At 48.6% G+C, this 16,348-nt stretch carries 13 protein-coding genes; 2 read left to right on the top strand and 11 right to left on the bottom strand.

Going from position 1 to position 16,348, the window contains the following annotated elements; all coding sequences use genetic code 11:
* Positions 1-6: 6 nt before the first annotated feature.
* The 3 genes from BUB86_RS07670 to BUB86_RS07660 form a co-directional block, all read right to left on the bottom strand.
* Positions 7-702 (bottom strand): hypothetical protein, encoded by a 696-nt coding sequence (locus tag BUB86_RS07670; RefSeq protein ID WP_073207883.1) that lies wholly within the window; start codon positions 700-702, stop codon positions 7-9.
* Between the two features lie 107 nt (positions 703-809).
* Positions 810-2,063, bottom strand: coding sequence for an ammonium transporter (locus BUB86_RS07665; RefSeq protein ID WP_139261513.1), 1,254 nt, complete (start codon positions 2,061-2,063; stop codon positions 810-812).
* 44 nt (positions 2,064-2,107) lie between these two features.
* Positions 2,108-2,455, bottom strand: coding sequence for a P-II family nitrogen regulator (locus tag BUB86_RS07660; protein WP_013065263.1), 348 nt, complete (start codon positions 2,453-2,455; stop codon positions 2,108-2,110).
* A gap of 326 nt (positions 2,456-2,781) precedes the next feature.
* Here BUB86_RS07660 and BUB86_RS07655 point away from each other — a divergent pair, with 326 nt between their 5' ends.
* Entirely contained in the window at positions 2,782-4,014 is a 1,233-nt protein-coding gene (locus BUB86_RS07655) for an LL-diaminopimelate aminotransferase (RefSeq protein WP_073207877.1), read from the top strand.
* 84 nt (positions 4,015-4,098) lie between these two features.
* Here BUB86_RS07655 and BUB86_RS07650 read toward each other — a convergent pair whose 3' ends face one another.
* Both BUB86_RS07650 and BUB86_RS07645 read right to left on the bottom strand, forming a co-directional pair.
* Positions 4,099-5,928: an amidophosphoribosyltransferase gene (locus tag BUB86_RS07650; RefSeq protein ID WP_073207874.1), complete on the bottom strand. Its 1,830-nt coding sequence runs from the start codon at positions 5,926-5,928 to the stop codon at positions 4,099-4,101.
* A 31-nt stretch (positions 5,929-5,959) separates the two neighbouring features.
* Entirely contained in the window at positions 5,960-7,558 is a 1,599-nt protein-coding gene (locus BUB86_RS07645) for a CTP synthase (protein WP_073207870.1), read from the bottom strand.
* Between the two features lie 265 nt (positions 7,559-7,823).
* On the opposite strand from BUB86_RS07645, the gene BUB86_RS07640 reads away from it, so the two are divergent.
* Entirely contained in the window at positions 7,824-8,516 is a 693-nt protein-coding gene (locus BUB86_RS07640; protein WP_073207866.1) for an SIMPL domain-containing protein, read from the top strand.
* A gap of 117 nt (positions 8,517-8,633) precedes the next feature.
* Here the strand turns inward: BUB86_RS07640 and BUB86_RS07635 are convergent, their stop codons facing one another.
* The 6 genes from BUB86_RS07635 to BUB86_RS07610 all read right to left on the bottom strand — a co-directional run bounded on the left by BUB86_RS07635 (position 8,634) and on the right by BUB86_RS07610 (position 16,346).
* Positions 8,634-9,050: a hypothetical protein gene (locus BUB86_RS07635; RefSeq protein ID WP_073207862.1), complete on the bottom strand. Its 417-nt coding sequence runs from the start codon at positions 9,048-9,050 to the stop codon at positions 8,634-8,636.
* 84 nt (positions 9,051-9,134) lie between these two features.
* Positions 9,135-11,648: a hypothetical protein gene (locus tag BUB86_RS07630; protein WP_254795124.1), complete on the bottom strand. Its 2,514-nt coding sequence runs from the start codon at positions 11,646-11,648 to the stop codon at positions 9,135-9,137.
* Positions 11,649-11,653: 5 nt separating this feature from the next.
* Positions 11,654-12,163 carry a hypothetical protein gene (locus BUB86_RS07625; RefSeq protein WP_175549439.1) on the bottom strand — a complete coding sequence of 170 codons (510 nt, stop codon included), beginning with the start codon at positions 12,161-12,163 and terminating at the stop codon, positions 11,654-11,656.
* A gap of 20 nt (positions 12,164-12,183) precedes the next feature.
* Positions 12,184-12,477: a hypothetical protein gene (locus BUB86_RS07620; RefSeq protein WP_139261512.1), complete on the bottom strand. Its 294-nt coding sequence runs from the start codon at positions 12,475-12,477 to the stop codon at positions 12,184-12,186.
* A gap of 203 nt (positions 12,478-12,680) precedes the next feature.
* On the bottom strand, positions 12,681-13,277 hold the full coding sequence (locus tag BUB86_RS07615) for a hypothetical protein (protein WP_073207851.1): 597 nt from the start codon (positions 13,275-13,277) through the stop codon (positions 12,681-12,683).
* A 501-nt stretch (positions 13,278-13,778) separates the two neighbouring features.
* Complete coding sequence (locus BUB86_RS07610) at positions 13,779-16,346, bottom strand: TonB-dependent receptor domain-containing protein (RefSeq protein ID WP_073208084.1); 2,568 nt, start codon at positions 16,344-16,346, stop codon at positions 13,779-13,781.
* Positions 16,347-16,348 lie beyond the last annotated feature (2 nt).

The raw sequence follows: 16,348 nt of genomic DNA, 5'->3' as shown, positions 1-16,348 counted from the left end.
TTGGACTCACGGCTGAAGCGTGAATCCAAAGACGAAATAAGCTTTCTGTGTGCTTGGGTTGGCTGCAATCTGGCCAAACACAGGGATACTGAACGAATCAGTAACCTTGATGTCCTTGGTAGCCTTGAGAGCTACGTTGGTTACAGCAAAACCATCAACACCATAGAAGTCGGTGGCATAAGGAACGGCACCTACAGTTGCACTCCAATCAACAGAGGCAAGTTTGAAAGGCGCACTGAGTTCCAGATATGAACTGTAGGCACGCTTGCCGTCCTTGTTCAATCCATCGTTACCAGCAAAGTTGGTAAACCACTGGATGCTGGCAGCTCCGAAGTCGTAACCAATGTTTGCCTCGAATACATGACTGGTCTTATTAGCATCGTAGAGGAAGTAACGCTCCTCAGGAGTGTTGAACCAGTAATCGGTGATGCCGATGTTGAATCCGCCCTTAGTATAAGCGAGCGTAAGGTCGAACTCCTTGGTGTCGCTAGGCTCACTCAGTCCTACGCTACCCCATGCTGTGAGCGAAAGACCTTTATAGCCGATGCCAAGAGTAGGCTGCAACGAAACATTGCCTAAGTCCTGACCACGCCAGATGTACTGGCTTACAACATCAGCAGCAATCGTAGTTTCAACTTCATCCTGTGCCATAGCACCAATTCCTGTAGCGAACATCATCGCCATTAAAACAATCTTTTTCATAATTCTCTCTCTCTTTAAATTATTTATTCAGACCACCCCTATCCCCTCCCGCTCGGCTTTGCCGCTTGGCTTGTCCAAGAACTCAGGAGGGGAAATCGGGGATGGGATTAGTTATAACACATCTCTCCGTGCTCGTATACGTCAAGACCCTCTTCCTCAATTCGCTTGTCAACGCGCAGGCCGTGGAACTTCTTGATACCATAGAACAGAACTACGCCACATGCAGCTGCCCAGAGGTCGATAACCAGGATACCAAAGCACTCAGCTCCAAAGAATCCCCAACCATGACCATAGAAAGCACCGTTAGAGGTTGACAGCAGACCTGTCATGATGGTTCCCAGGATACCACATACACCATGCACTGAAGAAGCACCAACAGGGTCGTCGATATGCAGCTTGTGATCGATGAACTCGATAGCGTAAACCAGTACGATACCACAAGCCAGACCGATGATGACAGCACCCATAGGCGATACGAGGTCGCAACCAGCAGTAATACCTACCAGACCAGCCAGAACGCCGTTCAGAGTCAGTGAGAGCGATGGTTTGCCATACTTAAACCAGGTGAGGAACATGGTAGCAGTACCACCAGCTACAGCAGCCAGGTTAGTAGTCAGGAATACGTGGCTGATAGCAATACGGTTAACCTCGCCAGAGGCAGCCAGCTGTGAACCAGGGTTGAATCCGAACCATCCCAACCAGAGGATGAATACACCCAGAGAAGCCATAGCCAGGTTATGACCAGGAATAGCGTTGCTCTTGCCATCCTCGCTATACTTACCAATACGTGGGCCAAGTACGATAGCACCAATCAGAGCCAGCACACCACCTACGCTGTGTACGATAGCTGAACCAGCAAAGTCGTGGAATACATCACCAAAAGTGCTCATCATAAAGCTGTCGGCAGCATCGTTGCAGAGCCAGCCACCACCCCATGTCCAGTGACCTTCGATAGGATAGATAAACAGCGAGATAGCTGCACTATAAATAAGGTACATAGAGAACTTGGTGCGCTCGGCCATAGCACCACTAACGATAGTAGCAGATGTGGCACAGAACACGGTCTCGAAAATCAGGAAACCTTCAACAGGCAGATCGCCACTATAGAAACTCAGGTCGCCCCAGTTAGGCATACCAATGAAACCAGCACCTTCGCTGCCAAACATAAAGCCGAAGCCAATAAAGAAGAACAGCAATGAGCCGAACATGAAGTCAACAAAGTTCTTCATCAGGATGTTAGCCGTGTTCTTACTACGTGTAAAACCTGCCTCACAGAGGGCAAATCCTGGCTGCATCCAGAAAACCAACATGGCTGCCAATAGCATCCAAACGGTATCGAGTGATATTCCAATTTCGTTCATAATCCTGAAAATTTAATTCTTAATTCTTAACTCTTAATTCTTAATTACTTCTTGTCACGAAGTACAGTGTCACCATTCTCACCAGTACGTATTGACCATGTGTCGATTACATCGCTCACGAAGATACGACCATCGCCAATTTCTCCTGTGTGGGCTACCTGCAGAATCACCTTTACTGTTGGATCGAGGAAAATGTCGCGACACACGATGGTGATAGCGACACGCTCGATCACGTCGGTGCTGTACTGTACACCACGATAGATTCTCTCCTGACGGCTCTGTCCGATGCCGTGAACGTCATGGTACTCAAACCAGTCGATGTCGGATGATAGCAAAGCAGCTTTCACCTCCTCGAACTTAGTCTTACGGATAATCGCTTCAATCTTTTTCATACCTTTCAAACTTTTACCTAATTAATATATAAAACACGAATTTGATGACACTTTGTCATTTCTTGGGTGCAAAGTTAATGCATTTTGATAGTAAAACAATTGTTATCGTGCACATTTTGTTATTTTTTATTTTTCTCTCTTATTCTTTTGTTAGCATTATTTTAGTTTTTCTTTCAGATTGTAAGCAAAACGCCCAAAATACTTATAATTTGTTACTTTTTGCCAAAACGAAGATGATTATGCTAAGTATTTCTTTAATATTTATCCAAAATGTGCTACCTTTGCACCCGTAAAAAAGAATTGTTTAACGCAAACATTATATTATTATGGCATTAGTAAACGACCACTTCTTGAAACTGCCGAACAACTACCTGTTCGCTGATATTGCCAAAAAGGTAAACGCTTTTAAGACTATGCACCCCAAAGTTGATGTCATCTCGCTTGGTATAGGCGATGTCACTCAGCCGTTGGCGCCAGCCGTCATCGAGGCCATTCACAAGGCTGCCGATGAGATGGCCACCCGTCAGGGATTCCGTGGATACGGTCCAGAGCAAGGCTACGATTTTCTGCGTGATGCTATCTTGAAGAACGATTTCTTGCCACGTGGTATCCATCTGGATCGCGATGAGGTGTTTATCAACGATGGCGCCAAGAGCGATACAGGTAATATTCAGGAGCTGGTTCGTTGGGACAACTCTATTGGCGTTACCGATCCTATCTATCCTGTCTATATCGACTCGAACGTGATGATTGGTCGTGCTGGCGTTCAGGAGAATGGTCGTTGGTCTAATGTCGTATACATGCCATGTAATGCCGAGAACGGCTTTGTGCCCCAGCTGCCCGATCGCCGTGTGGATGTCATCTATCTGTGCTATCCTAACAACCCTACAGGTACCGTCATCACCAAAGAGGAGCTGCGCAAGTGGGTTAACTACGCACTGAAAAACGATACCCTGATCTTCTACGATGCAGCCTACCAGGCTTATATTCAGGACGACAAGATTCCTCATAGCATCTACGAGATTCGTGGTGCGCGCAAGTGTGCCATCGAGTTCCATTCTTATTCAAAGACCGCTGGCTTTACAGGCGTTCGTTGTGGCTATACCATCGTTCCTAAGGAGGTTACAGCCGCCACGCTTACTGGCGAGCGCATCCCATTGAATCCGTTGTGGAATCGTCGTCAGTGCACCAAGTTTAATGGCACCAGCTATATCTCTCAGCGTGCTGCCGAGGCTATCTATACACCTGAGGGCAAGGTGCAGATTAAGGATACTATCAACTACTATATGCAGAATGCCAAGAAGATGCTCAACACGCTTCGTGGCTTAGGATTTGAGTGCTATGGTGGCGAGAATGCGCCATACATCTGGGCTAAGACGCCTGAGACATCAAGCTCGTGGAAGTTCTTCGAGGAGATGCTTTATGGCGCCCACGTAGTGTGCACACCTGGCGTAGGTTTTGGTCCTTCTGGCGAAGGCTACGTACGCTTCACAGCCTTTGGCAGTCACGAGCAGACTGATGAGGCGCTGCAGCGCATCGAAAACTGGCTAAAGAAGTAAGAAAGAGGGGATTACTTTCCCGCTATTCCCCTCCTTGAAGAACAAGGAGGGGTTAGGGGTGGTTTGATTAAGCAATGTTTCAACCTATTTATTAGCTGAAGTCTTGCTCTCAATGTAGTTAATAAAAGCTTGGTTAACGAGGCGATTTCCGCCTGGGGTTGGATAGTGACCAGTAAAGTACCAGTCGCCTGGATGGTTGGGGCAGGCCTCATGGAGGCCCTCAATGCTCTGGAAAACGAGCTCTATAGGTGCCTGCATGTCAGCAGGTCGCAACATCTCTACAATCTTATTGTTTATCTCTTCAACTGTGAATGGGGCATATACTGCACGCACGCAGTTCTCCATCTCCTCCTTGGGTTTCTGCAGCTCACGCTTGCAGGCCAGGTAGGTGTCGTTCACCAGCTGCCACATGCCTCGCTCCTCTATCAACGCCATGGTGGCACGGAAGGCGCAGAACTCCTCCAGTCGGGCCATGTCTATGCCATAGTAGTCAGGGTAGCGAATCTGTGGCGAACTGCTCACCATCACAATCCTCTTGGGGTGCAGACGGTCCAGAATCTTAAAGATACTCTCTTTCAGCGTGGTGCCTCGAACGATGGAGTCGTCGATAATCACCAGGTTATCCACGTTAGGCGTCAGCGATCCGTAGCTGATGTCGTACACGTGGGCTGCCAGGTCGTTACGCTCTGTATTGGCTGAGATAAAGGTGCGCAGCTTAATGTCCTTCCACACCACCTTTTCTGTTCTCACGTCGCCATGCAGTTTGCGCACGCCATCGGTCATGCCGTAATAGGCCACCTCGGCTGTATTTGGTATATACGAGAATACGGTGTGGTCTACATCGCCATCTATGGCTTTCATGATGGCAGGCGTAAGCTGCTCTCCAAGTCGTTTGCGCTCCTGATAGATGTCGCAATCAGAACCACGACTGAAGTAGATGCGCTCGAACGAGCAAGCGCTATATTTATATTGAACATTGACCATTGAACATTCTTCGCCTTGCGAAGCGGCAGAGCCGAGCGGACCATTGGACTGCGCCGTGTTTCCACCAAGAATCTGTTCCAATTTGATGTCGCCGTTCTTGTGTACGATGAGTGCCTGACCTGGCTTCAACTCAACCACCTTGTCGCGATCTACATCGAAAGTGGTCTGTAGCACAGGGCGTTCGCTGGCCAGCGCTATCAGCTCTTCGTCGCGATAGAAGAAGGCCGGACGTATACCCCAGGGGTCGCGCACGGCAAACATCTCGCCCGAGCCGGTCAGTCCGCACATCACGTAGCCGCCATCGTAGTGAATCATGGTGGTCTTCAGCACGTTGGCCATCTCCACATTATCGTCTATATAGTTGGTGATGTCTATGCCCTCCAGTCCCTTCTCCTTGGCCTCTGTAAACAGGCGCTCCACCTCGCGGTCCAAGCGGTGTCCCATCAGTTCCAGGGTGATGTACGAGTCGCCATAGATACGTGGCGATTGCCCCTGCGCTGTGAGGAAATCGAATACTTCGTCTATATTGGTCATGTTGAAGTTTCCACACAGACACAGGTTCTTGGCTCGCCAATTATTTCTGCGCAGGAATGGGTGGACAAACGTCAGTCCACTCTTGCCTGTGGTAGAGTAGCGCAGGTGTCCCATATAGAGCTCGCCTGCCATCTCCTCCGTCACGCGCGAAAAGATTTCTGTGATGGCGTTCTTGCCCTCGGCCTTCTCACGGAACATGTACTCTGTTCCAGGCTGCTTGTTTAAGCATACTGTGGCAAGTCCTGCGCCTTCCTGTCCACGGTTGTGCTGCTTCTCCATCATCAGGTAGAGCTTATTGAAACCGTAGGCCCAAGTGCCGTATTTCTTCTCGAAGTAGTCAAGTGGCTTCAGCAATCTTATCATTGCCACGCCGCATTCGTGCTTCAGCTGTTCCATTAATGTTCAATTTTCAATGTTCAATGTTCAATTACTTGGCGCAAGCCTTTACAAAGCTCATAAACAGTGGGTGTGGGTTCAGTACCGTCGATGAGTACTCTGGGTGGAACTGGGTTCCTATGTACCATTTCTTCTCAGGTATCTCTACTATTTCTACCAGGTTAGCGGCTGGGTTGATACCCACGCACTTCATACCGTTCTTCTCGAACTCCTCCTGATACTTGTTGTTGAACTCGTAGCGATGGCGATGGCGCTCCTTAATCAGCGTCTCCTCGCCGTAGGCCTCGTAAACGCGGCTACCCTTCAGCAGCTCGCACTCGTAGGCGCCCAGTCGCATGGTACCACCCATCTGGGTGATGTTCTTCTGCTCCTCCATCATGTCAATCACGTTGTGAGGCGTCTTCTCATCCATCTCGCTGCTGTTGGCATCCTTATAGCCAAGTACGTTGCGAGCGAATTCTATCACCATCATCTGCATGCCTAAGCAGATGCCGAAGGTGGGGATGTCGTTTTCGCGAGTATATTCGGCTGCGATAATCTTACCTTCGATACCACGCTGACCAAAGCCAGGACAAACCACGATGCCCTGCAGACCCTGCAGCTTCTCGGCCACTTTCTGCTTGGTTATCTCCTCGCTGTTCACAAAGTGCAGCTTGGCCTTCACATTATTATATATACCAGCCAGGTTCAGGCTCTCGCGTATGCTCTTGTAGGCATCCTGCAGGTCGTACTTACCTACCAGTCCGATGTGTACCTCGCGTGTGGCATTGCGCTGCTTGGCCAGAAAGTCGTGCCAGCCCTTCATGGCAGGTGTCTCGCCTACGGGTATACCTATCTTACGCATGATGGCAGCGTCGAGTCCCTGTTTCTGCATGCTCACTGGCACCTCGTAGATGCTAGGCATATCCTCGCTCTGCACCACGCACTCCAGGTCGACGTTACAGAACGATGCAACCTTCATGCGCATCGAGTCGTCCAGATGGCGCTCTGTGCGCAGCACCAGTATGTCGGGCTGTATACCCATGCCCTGCAGCTCTTTCACGCTGTGCTGTGTGGGCTTGGTCTTCAGCTCGTCGGCCGCCTTCAGATAGGGCACGTACGTCAGGTGTACGCATACTGCATTGCGGCCCAACTGCCAGCGCAACTGTCGGATGGCCTCCATAAACGGCGCACTCTCTATGTCGCCTATGGTGCCGCCCACCTCTGTAATCACAAAGTCCAGCTGCTCCTCGGGTTCGTCTTCGCGCAGCATGCGGCGCTTAATTTCGTCGGTGATGTGTGGCACCACCTGGATGGTCTTTCCCAGGTAGTCGCCGTGGCGCTCGCGATCTATCACCGTCTTATAGATGCGACCGGTTGTTATTGAGTTGTTTCGTGTGGTGTGTATGCCTGTAAAGCGCTCGTAGTGACCCAGATCCAGGTCGGTTTCAAAGCCGTCCTCCGTCACGTAGCACTCGCCGTGCTCGTAGGGGTTCAGCGTACCTGGGTCAATGTTAATGTAGGGGTCAAACTTCTGTATTGTTACTTTGTAGCCGCGTGCTTGCAGCAACTTGCCGATGCTGGCCGAGATGATTCCTTTTCCAAGTGAAGAAACCACGCCGCCTGTTACGAAAATGTACTTTCTTTCCATAAAATCAATCCATTTTATGGACTGCAAAGGTAGTTATTTCTTTGCAAACCATAGTTATTTTTATTCATTTTTCAATCTACTTTTTCGCTTGAAATAACAATCCGAAAGTAAACTTGATGGTTTTGCTTTCAGATTGAAATATAATTAGCGGCAATAGATTACATTACTATAGGGAAAACCAACTGCAAAAATAGGGAATTTCCCCATGCACACAACAGAAATTATATTTATCTTTGCACCGTTGAACAATAAAACTTAATTGCGTATGAAAGAAAATCGTATTATTGCAGCCGCCCTCGTAGCTTTGGGCATTGCATTTATGGGATTATTTATCAAGGCAGGAATTGATAACTTTGCTAACAAAGACCGCAAGGTAACCGTAAAGGGATTAGCCGAGCGAGAAGTTCCTGCTGATAAGGTAACTTGGAGTATCGGCACGAAGGTTACTGGCAACGATCTGCCTTTGCTTTATGAGAACATCAATACCCAGACGGATAAAATCAAGAAGTTTCTGAAACAGAATGGCCTCGAAGAAAAGGAGATTACGGTTAATCCACCTTCAATCAGCGACCTTGAGGCACGCGAATGGGGCGACAACCAGAAGAACTTCCGCTACATTGTGACCACCACGATTACCGTGGCCACCAATAAGGTTACAGAGGTAAACAAGGCTATCTTTAAGCAGGCAGAGCTCTTGAAGCAAGGTGTGGCTATCGAGAACAGCAACCCCCAATATGAGTATGCATCGTTCCAGCAGATGAAGCCGGAGATGATGGCCGAGGCTATCAAGAACGCCCAGAAGACGGCAGAGCAGTTTGCTGAAGCCAGCAACTCTGATTTGGGACAGATACAAACAGCTGGTCAGGGACAGTTCGAGATAGAAGATCGCGACCAGAACACCCCGTACATCAAGAAACTTCGCGTAGTAACAACAATTACTTACTCGCTAAAAGACTAATTTACTGCGTTTAATTGCATTAAGACATTTCTGGGGGTTCATACATCGGCCCTCGCCATTTAACTTCGTTGACTTTTGGCGCGACTCGGCAAAGCTGATGCAAGCATCGCTTTGCACTCACTGCTTCAAAAGTTCCCAGCCTCGCAGCATGGCGAAGTAATCCAGACTGTCAGTTCCGCTTTCCTGAATTGCCATTGCCATGCCTACTGCCATCCATCGATTGGGCTTGTCTGACGGGATGCCTATCGGCTCGTCGGGGTCGATGCCAGTCAGGCGACTGACGTTGGCGATGTAGGCCTTGGTATTGTTCTCATTTGGTGGCGCCCACTTGCTCACTATGCCTCGAATGGTATAGAGGCGATACTTATGATAATATGTACGTGTGAGCAGGTAGAAGGCAGCTCTCCACCCCCATTCCAGTGACTTGAACTGCACAAAGGCGCGGTCACTTTGCACCTCTGCCATACCCTTCCACTGGTCTTTAGACCTGCGGATATTTAGCGGGTTGTGATTACGAATTCCTCTTGGTAGCATAACTTTTAACTTTAAACTTTTAACTTGCAATTTCCTTCCCGTCATAAGTGGGTAACTGGGTAAGTGGGTATCTTCAGGAACACCTTATGGCAATTCCTGAAGAACCTTCCTATAAACCCCGTACTTCACCCTTTCAATGAGGTTATCCTGCTGGAGCCTTGCGATGGAACGCTGGGCAGCAGACTGAGAGACACCGAAGCCGTCCATGAACTGCTGGGTCTTGAATTCATCGGGCAACTTACGGAAACACTCTTCGTAGCGACCTGTGCGGCGACGCTGTACGAACTCCCTGTTCTGGTCGGCAAAGTAGTTGAAAGCCATCTCGCCGAAATAGAACTGTTGGCATTTGTACTGGATTTCCATTGCCAAACGACACAGCCGCTTATCCCTATCATCCATGGTGAGGGTGTGATTCTCCTGCCACTCATCCCAATGACGCATCAGGATAAACGGAAGAGAGATACCGATGCCGTAGTATGGGATTCGCTTCAGAAGCGTTCTGTCAGCCTTGTCGCCGTTGAACTCAGCTATCTCCATACGAGATGACTGCCAGTCGTAGGTTTCATCGTTTAGCGGTTCAATAGGCAGTTCTCCCTCCACCTTATCCAGGCGATAGGCCCACGTTTTCAGCGTCTCGTTGGCATTCGGATCTACCACCTGGTTTCGCTTAGCCAAGCCCTTATCAGGCAGCGGAATCACAGCCAGTCGGGTTGACATACCCGTACCGAAATTCCTTTGGTTCACCTTGCGGTGCAGGGCATACGGCGTGCCGGTGTAGATGAAGTTCCAATAGACGTTGAACATACCTGTGTAGCTCTCCTGGTTGGCATACATCTGACCTTCTTCCTCGTTGTGGAACGCTTTGAGTTCCATGATTTCTCGGTCCTTCCAGTCACCGCCCTTGTTCTGCTTGGTGACGTTATCCAGCTCAGCATCAAACGAGAACATGTGGAGGTTCAAAGGCACGCCCTGAACCGTCTCAATAGCCGCATTCATGTGGCGGATAAACTCACCGGTAGCGGTACGGGCTGGATGCACTCTGATTCCCACCACGGGTCTTTTCAGGGCTTCACCCTTTTGTGCCTTTGTCGAGGTACTGCGCTCTGTTCTGCCCTCCTTGTAGCGGTTCACGGCATCTATCAAGCACTGGTCTGCCTGAATCATCGGGTCGGCAATCTTCTTGTAGAACTTTTCTACGATGTTCTTACCGGCTCCTGGGTCACCGATGATGAAGATGCTGTAATTTAGCCTCCTGACAATCTCCGGCTCATACCAGAAGTGATACCAAGCACGAGTCATCAAAGTACCAAACAGGGCTGCACTACTAAACAGCACCGCAGGCAACTTATGCGGATGCACATTAAGAAAGAGTTCCTTTAGGCAGGGATAGTATTGCGCCATCTCCTGTAGCTCTTTTGCCCATTCTTCCAAGGGCAGCACGGCATAAACGTCATCATCAGGTTTGAGGTTGGAGGTTTGAGATTGGAGGTTTTGCTCCGCACTCTCAACCGCCCCAACTGCCTCCAACGCTGCCTTCATCTCCTTCGAAATCTTCGGCAACCACACCTTTCCCTTCTTGGCATTCTCGTTTTCCTGCGCCGCCACATAGTCAGTCGCATTATTCACGGTACGCTCCACATCCTCGCATCGCTCCTGAACGATTTCCTGTACCCACTTCTGAGCCATCAGCAAAGCCAGAGTAGCCTGCTTGTCGCGGTCAGTCATGATGTACAAGTCACGAGCCAACACCACGCTGGCCTCATGCCTCGACACGTTGCTGCCGCTGAACCGCTGCTTGCTCCAAGCCTCGATAATCGTCTTGAAGGGGACACCGAGATATTCTTTTTCTGAACACGGATTGTTCGGATCTGACGGATTCGTGAGATTTGTGAGATTTGTGTTCGTCTTAACAGCCTTATCCGTTCCATCCGTGTTATCCGTGTTCGATATCGTCGCCTGGCTGTGACCTTGATGATACGCTTCGTTGTATTTCTCGCCGAAGGTATCGTCCTGATACGTAATCAGTCTTTCTTCGTCAATATAAATAATATCTTCACTCGTAGTCAGGAACGCCCCTCGGCTGGCATCCTTGCAGGCCTCATCAGGGTTCAGCCCCAGCTTCCTTGAAAAGACAATCTGGTTGTCAATCAGGTTGCCTACCGCAGCATCGGCTATGAAAACCACCTTCAGTCCATGCCCACTTGGCGTAACGAACACAAAGAGAATCCTCGCCTTGTCCTCATCACTCAATCGTGCGTAGGCTTCATCCCAAATCTCCTTCAGCGAACGCTTCGGGTTATCGTTTTGGTTATCGTTTTCGTTAACCTCGTCAACGTGGTCAAAGTCAATGACGCACAACCCGTTCAACCTGCAATGCTTCTGCAGTCGCCAGCAGCCGCTAACAGCCTTTTCCTCGCCAGAGTTCTTGTCCTTCATTACCTTTACCGACTCCTCAAAGGTACCGATAAAGATAGCCAGAGGCAGCCCCCTCTTCTTCCTGTCGTAGGCGTTCTTGTCGCCACGAGCCAGAGCCTCACGGGCCTCTCTGACTTTTCTGATAGTTTCAGGCGCCGTGATAAGCGCCCGAAACTGTTCCAAAGTTACTACTTCTGTTGGCAAACCGAAGCTTCGTTGATAACAAAACATTTGTCAATCTTGCTTGTTAGATTGTACAGCTCTCTCCTTACGTCTATCAATCCTTTAGCCTCAAATGTGAGCCAGGCCACCACCTTGTGCTCCTTTGCCGCAAAGCGTACCTTCACGTTGTCCTCATTCAACAGGAACTCACCCTCAGGCATCTGCGGCTCTTCAATCTCCATGTCCTTAGTCAACTTAGCCAACTCCTTGTGGAAGAAGGCAGCCTTGTCAGGCACGTTCTCAGGACACTTCAACTCAATGCAAGTCAGCGGATTCTTGCCGGTAGTGGCATATCGCTTAGAGCGCCCCACCTTCTTCACATCCTTCTGACTCGGTTCACCTTTCTCTTGCGGAGCTATCTCTATCGACCCGTCATCATAGCGACGCGTATTCGACTTATAGCTCTCCACCAGCTTCCTACGTGGAGAAGAGGTGCCTTGCACCTCATTCTCCTGAGTCTTCTTTACGTCTTCCATAAGTTCAAGATACTCTAAAGTCATACCATACCTATTTTATCAACGTAAATCGTAGTAGCCTGCATAGCCTCGCCGGTCTGCTGCGAGTTCCACTCACGAACCACCATAGAGCACTGCACCTTGTACTGGTGCTGAGGGTCGAACTTCGGACAATTCACAGCCCTCTCGCCGGTAATCTCACCGAGGAAAGAATCCGTTCCGTCCGTCAACTTGAGCATCACAGAGTTAATCACCTTCTGCTCGCCCGTTTTCTTGTCGGTGTACTGACGAGTAATCAGCCCCGACTGATTCAAAATTCTTACTGTTGCTTCCATTCTTTTAAACAGTTTTTTTGAATTTACAATCATATCCTTGCTTCGTTTTCCTTTAATCAAACTCCTTATGAATTTTCGGTTGCAAATGTACAAAGAGCTTCTCATTCCTACTACCCACTGGGGTACTACGCGAGGGTACTACGGTTTAAACAAGAACATAAAAAAAGTCCCAATGCATTTGCATTAGGACTTAAAATTAGGATTTACTTAAACATACTTTTCAACTCATCTTGGAAATCCAGTGATTGTTGTTGGGTGAGTGCCAAGTTATAATCACTCCGCATATAATTCCTGTTCCACAACGTCTCAAACACTTTCCACTTCTCTTTGATGCCTAACCGCTCCGCCATAGCATCGGCCAACAATGCTGCTTGCGTACGGGAGATTAGCGGCTGGTAGTGGTCATCCACATAGCCTGCATCTCGCACTTTCTTCCATAGCATCATCGCTTCATTGGTGGCAAGAACTTCAGGCAAGTTCCTTTCATCCTTGACGGTATCTACACCTCGCTCTTTAAAGTTCCCCTCGCCCTTTGGAGAGGGGTTCTTGCCTTGCAAGCGTCCTTCGGCCGAGCGAGGGGTGAGGCTGGGGTTGGGATGTGAAGCGATAATTTGTTTCTGAATGGTCTCTACATGCTGTCCGCCAGAGGCGACATACACTACTTCTATTTTGCTGCCTTGATTGATATGACCTGTCCTGTGCATTTGCTCCAGCAGTTCATTCAACATTTTCAGGACTTCAGCGGGCAGCATGCCGCCGAGTCCGTCCAGATTGTCTGGATCGTCTTCGTTGTACTTCATATTCTGTAATTGATTAAAATATAATAGATATCAATGTCCTAAAAAAAAGGATGCGGGGCGATAGCGGCAAGAACATCTACTCACAGGTATTACCACACACCTTAGCACAGATGGATACCGCTAAAGCCCACACCCATATTGCTATGCGATGTGAGCTAACAGCAGTCTTCCCGTGCTTCATCTCTTGTGGTAATTTTGTGAGTAGTACAGAAAGCTGTCGCTCTATCTACTATATTCTAAGGTGCAAAGATACTGCAATTTGGGCAAAACACAAAACATTTTCTGTTTTTTCCGCAAAAATGCAGTCTTATCTATGGTCTACGTCCAAGATAAGTGGTATCTTTTGCGCATCCAATCATATTATGGGCTTAAACCTTTATATATTCTTTGTCGTTTCATTTCCATATTATGTATTAATGTGGAGGTGCCCCATGGTTATTTCCTTTCCTTATAATGATGAAGCAGGTAAAGTTTTATTGCCACAGGAACACCTCGTCAGATTCAAAGTCTGTTCTTCTCAGAATTACCGGCACCAGTACCCTTATACTTAGACGGAGTGACATTGAAGCGGTATTGCAAGGAGAGTTGGATGCAACGGGAATCGTTGTCCTCCATCTTACGGTACATCATCCTATTGCTGTAAAGCATGACATGGTTGATGCCTCCATTGAAGAGGTCGTTGCCTGTCAATTTGACGTTGAGACGGCGCTGGAAGAAGTCTTTGCTGACGCTGAGCGAGAGCATTGGATTAGTGCAGTCAACCCAAATGTTTGAGCCTGTATTGCCGTGAGTGTGCATATTGAAGTCGGCCTGTAGCAGCCAGTCGTGAGGCAGTAACACGATATTGCCTAATTGCAGGGTCAGCATCGGATGGCTAAAACTCTTCTCTTGACCATTAAACAGTGACTTGAACCAAGGTTTCATCAGCGACATGTTGTATTGTGGAGTCCATGTTATCCTGTCACACAGTTTGACGTTCTTTTGTGCGCCCAAAGTAACAGTGAGCCAGTCGGCATGATCATAGTTCAGGTAGGTCACAAAATTCACCTTTGAATCCTCTTCCAGACTGCCCGCCGTATAAAGAATAGGATCAACACAATGGGAGAAGTTGGTCATCAGATAGAGCCACTTCCACATCACCATTGCGTTCAGGTTGTGGTACTTGACGGGTTTCAGATAGGGATTGCCCGTCTGCCGGTTCAAGCGATTCTCATAGGTGACATCGCTACTCAACTGCCAATATGAAGGACGTGTTGTCCGCTTGGCGTAACTGAAAGATAGTTGCAGATTCTTGGCTGACGTAGAAACTGAAAAGGACGGAAAAAAGTCATCGTAGGTACGGCATTGATCGTCACGACGAATACCATTGACATAATATTCAGATTCCACATGCTCGTAGCGCAGACCAGCGGACAATTGGAAGCGTCCCAAACGCTGGCGCAGTTCCATGAAGGGCGCAATGTTGCTTTCGTGCTGCTCATTGTTGCTGTTGGTAATGTATCCCTCGGGGTTGTCGAATCTGCTGCGCCAGCACGTATTGGTATATTCCTCGCCGACTTCTATCAGACCTTTCCATAGCGGATGTGTAACAAAGAGTTTCTCGGCAAACATCTTACTGCGTGTCTGGCTCTCGGTATTTACATCGCGGTCTTCGTACTCGGTACTGAGTTCCTGCTGCTGATTGCGACTCTGCTGCTTACGGGAGGTATAGTCAGCGTTGAAGTCAATGCTGAGCTGGCCCACTTTTCCTGTGTAGTAAAGATTGACCTGATGTGTGGGCGCGTTCTTGTCACGCCGGACGCTGCTGTTCTGCAAGTGGTCGTATGGCACTCCGTCGGCTTGTAAGTCATCATCATACTCACTACGAGTCTTCACATTGTCATAGGTATTCTGGTAGAATCCGCCGAAAGAGTGGTTGTCGTTGATTTGGTAGTTGAAACCGAATCGTCCTTCAAGGAAGGGATTGCGAACATTATCCTTCTGCTTATTGTTAATCACCCAAAGTGTATCGGCAAATACCGTCTGTTCGAACTCGCCACTGCTTTTCCTTCTGTTATAGGCCCCAAAGAGGTTGGCGAATAGTTCCAGACCGCCAGTGCGGTAGGTAAGATTGATTCTCTCATTATTGGCATAACCACGCCCACAGCGAGACCACGATGACAATTCCACACCCAGACCTTCTCCAGCAGCCCGCTTGGTGCGGATAATGATAACTGCATTAACTGAAGCATCAAAGCGAGCACCTGGATTTTGGATAACCTCCACACTGCGGATAAAGTCCGACTGGACGTTTCTCAACTCGTTCAGGTCAGTCAACTTACGGTTGTTCAAATAGATAAGTGGTGCCCCTTTGCCTAAGATTTCGAATCCCTCGCCCCGTTTGGCAATCATCGGAACACGTGTGAGTACATCCTCTGCCGTACCTAAACGTTCCATCACTGTTCCTTCCACATTCATCATCAGTGAATTGCCTTGCAGCACTACCTTTGGACGCTCACCCTGTACGACTACACCATTCAGTGTATAGTTATCAGGCTGCATTCGTATTGTACCCACATTAGGCTGATTGCAGTGCCGATAGACGGTCTTGTAACCGACGTATGAGATACGTGCGAGAACCGTGGGCTGTTCGTATGGAATAGCGAAGTAGCCGCTTTCGTTGCTGACTCCGCCACTGAGAAGAGTGGAGTCAGAAGGATTGAGGATTGCTACGTTAGCGTATGCCACAGGTTCGCCCTGTTCATCAATGATAGTACCCGTCAGGTGGCGGTCTGTCTTATGCGTACACTCTACAAAAATTTCATGCTCTCCGCTTTTGACAACTCGGATAGGATAGAAACCAACAATCTGCAAAATGGCATCAGTCAGTTTCTCATGCTTGATGTCTGTCGTGACCTTAAAATCCTCCAGTTCGTCATAGATGAAGTTGACGGTATACTCATGTTGCAGGTCGTTGAGTTCCATCAAGGCCTTCGACATCGACACGTTATCATAGTGTCGGGTAATGCGCTGAGCCAAAGCCAATGTAGCCACAAAACAGAGCGCACAAATGATAGTTAATCTTCTCATGG

The organism is Xylanibacter ruminicola, from assembly GCF_900142525.1.
Taxonomy (GTDB): domain Bacteria; phylum Bacteroidota; class Bacteroidia; order Bacteroidales; family Bacteroidaceae; genus Prevotella; species Prevotella ruminicola_A.
This window is presented reverse-complemented; position numbering and strand designations above follow the sequence as displayed.

Coding starts and splice junctions, on each gene's coding strand:
- BUB86_RS07650 (WP_073207874.1), bottom strand. CDS start 5,928: ATGGAACAGCTGAAGCACGAATGCGGCGTGGCAATGATAAGATTGCTG.
- BUB86_RS07625 (WP_175549439.1), bottom strand. CDS start 12,163: ATGGAAGACGTAAAGAAGACTCAGGAGAATGAGGTGCAAGGCACCTCT.
- BUB86_RS07640 (WP_073207866.1), top strand. CDS start 7,824: ATGAAAGAAAATCGTATTATTGCAGCCGCCCTCGTAGCTTTGGGCATT.
- BUB86_RS07635 (WP_073207862.1), bottom strand. CDS start 9,050: ATGCTACCAAGAGGAATTCGTAATCACAACCCGCTAAATATCCGCAGG.
- BUB86_RS07655 (WP_073207877.1), top strand. CDS start 2,782: ATGGCATTAGTAAACGACCACTTCTTGAAACTGCCGAACAACTACCTG.
- BUB86_RS07610 (WP_073208084.1), bottom strand. CDS start 16,346: ATGAGAAGATTAACTATCATTTGTGCGCTCTGTTTTGTGGCTACATTG.
- BUB86_RS07670 (WP_073207883.1), bottom strand. CDS start 702: ATGAAAAAGATTGTTTTAATGGCGATGATGTTCGCTACAGGAATTGGT.
- BUB86_RS07665 (WP_139261513.1), bottom strand. CDS start 2,063: ATGAACGAAATTGGAATATCACTCGATACCGTTTGGATGCTATTGGCA.
- BUB86_RS07620 (WP_139261512.1), bottom strand. CDS start 12,477: ATGGAAGCAACAGTAAGAATTTTGAATCAGTCGGGGCTGATTACTCGT.
- BUB86_RS07645 (WP_073207870.1), bottom strand. CDS start 7,558: ATGGAAAGAAAGTACATTTTCGTAACAGGCGGCGTGGTTTCTTCACTT.
- BUB86_RS07660 (WP_013065263.1), bottom strand. CDS start 2,455: ATGAAAAAGATTGAAGCGATTATCCGTAAGACTAAGTTCGAGGAGGTG.
- BUB86_RS07615 (WP_073207851.1), bottom strand. CDS start 13,277: ATGAAGTACAACGAAGACGATCCAGACAATCTGGACGGACTCGGCGGC.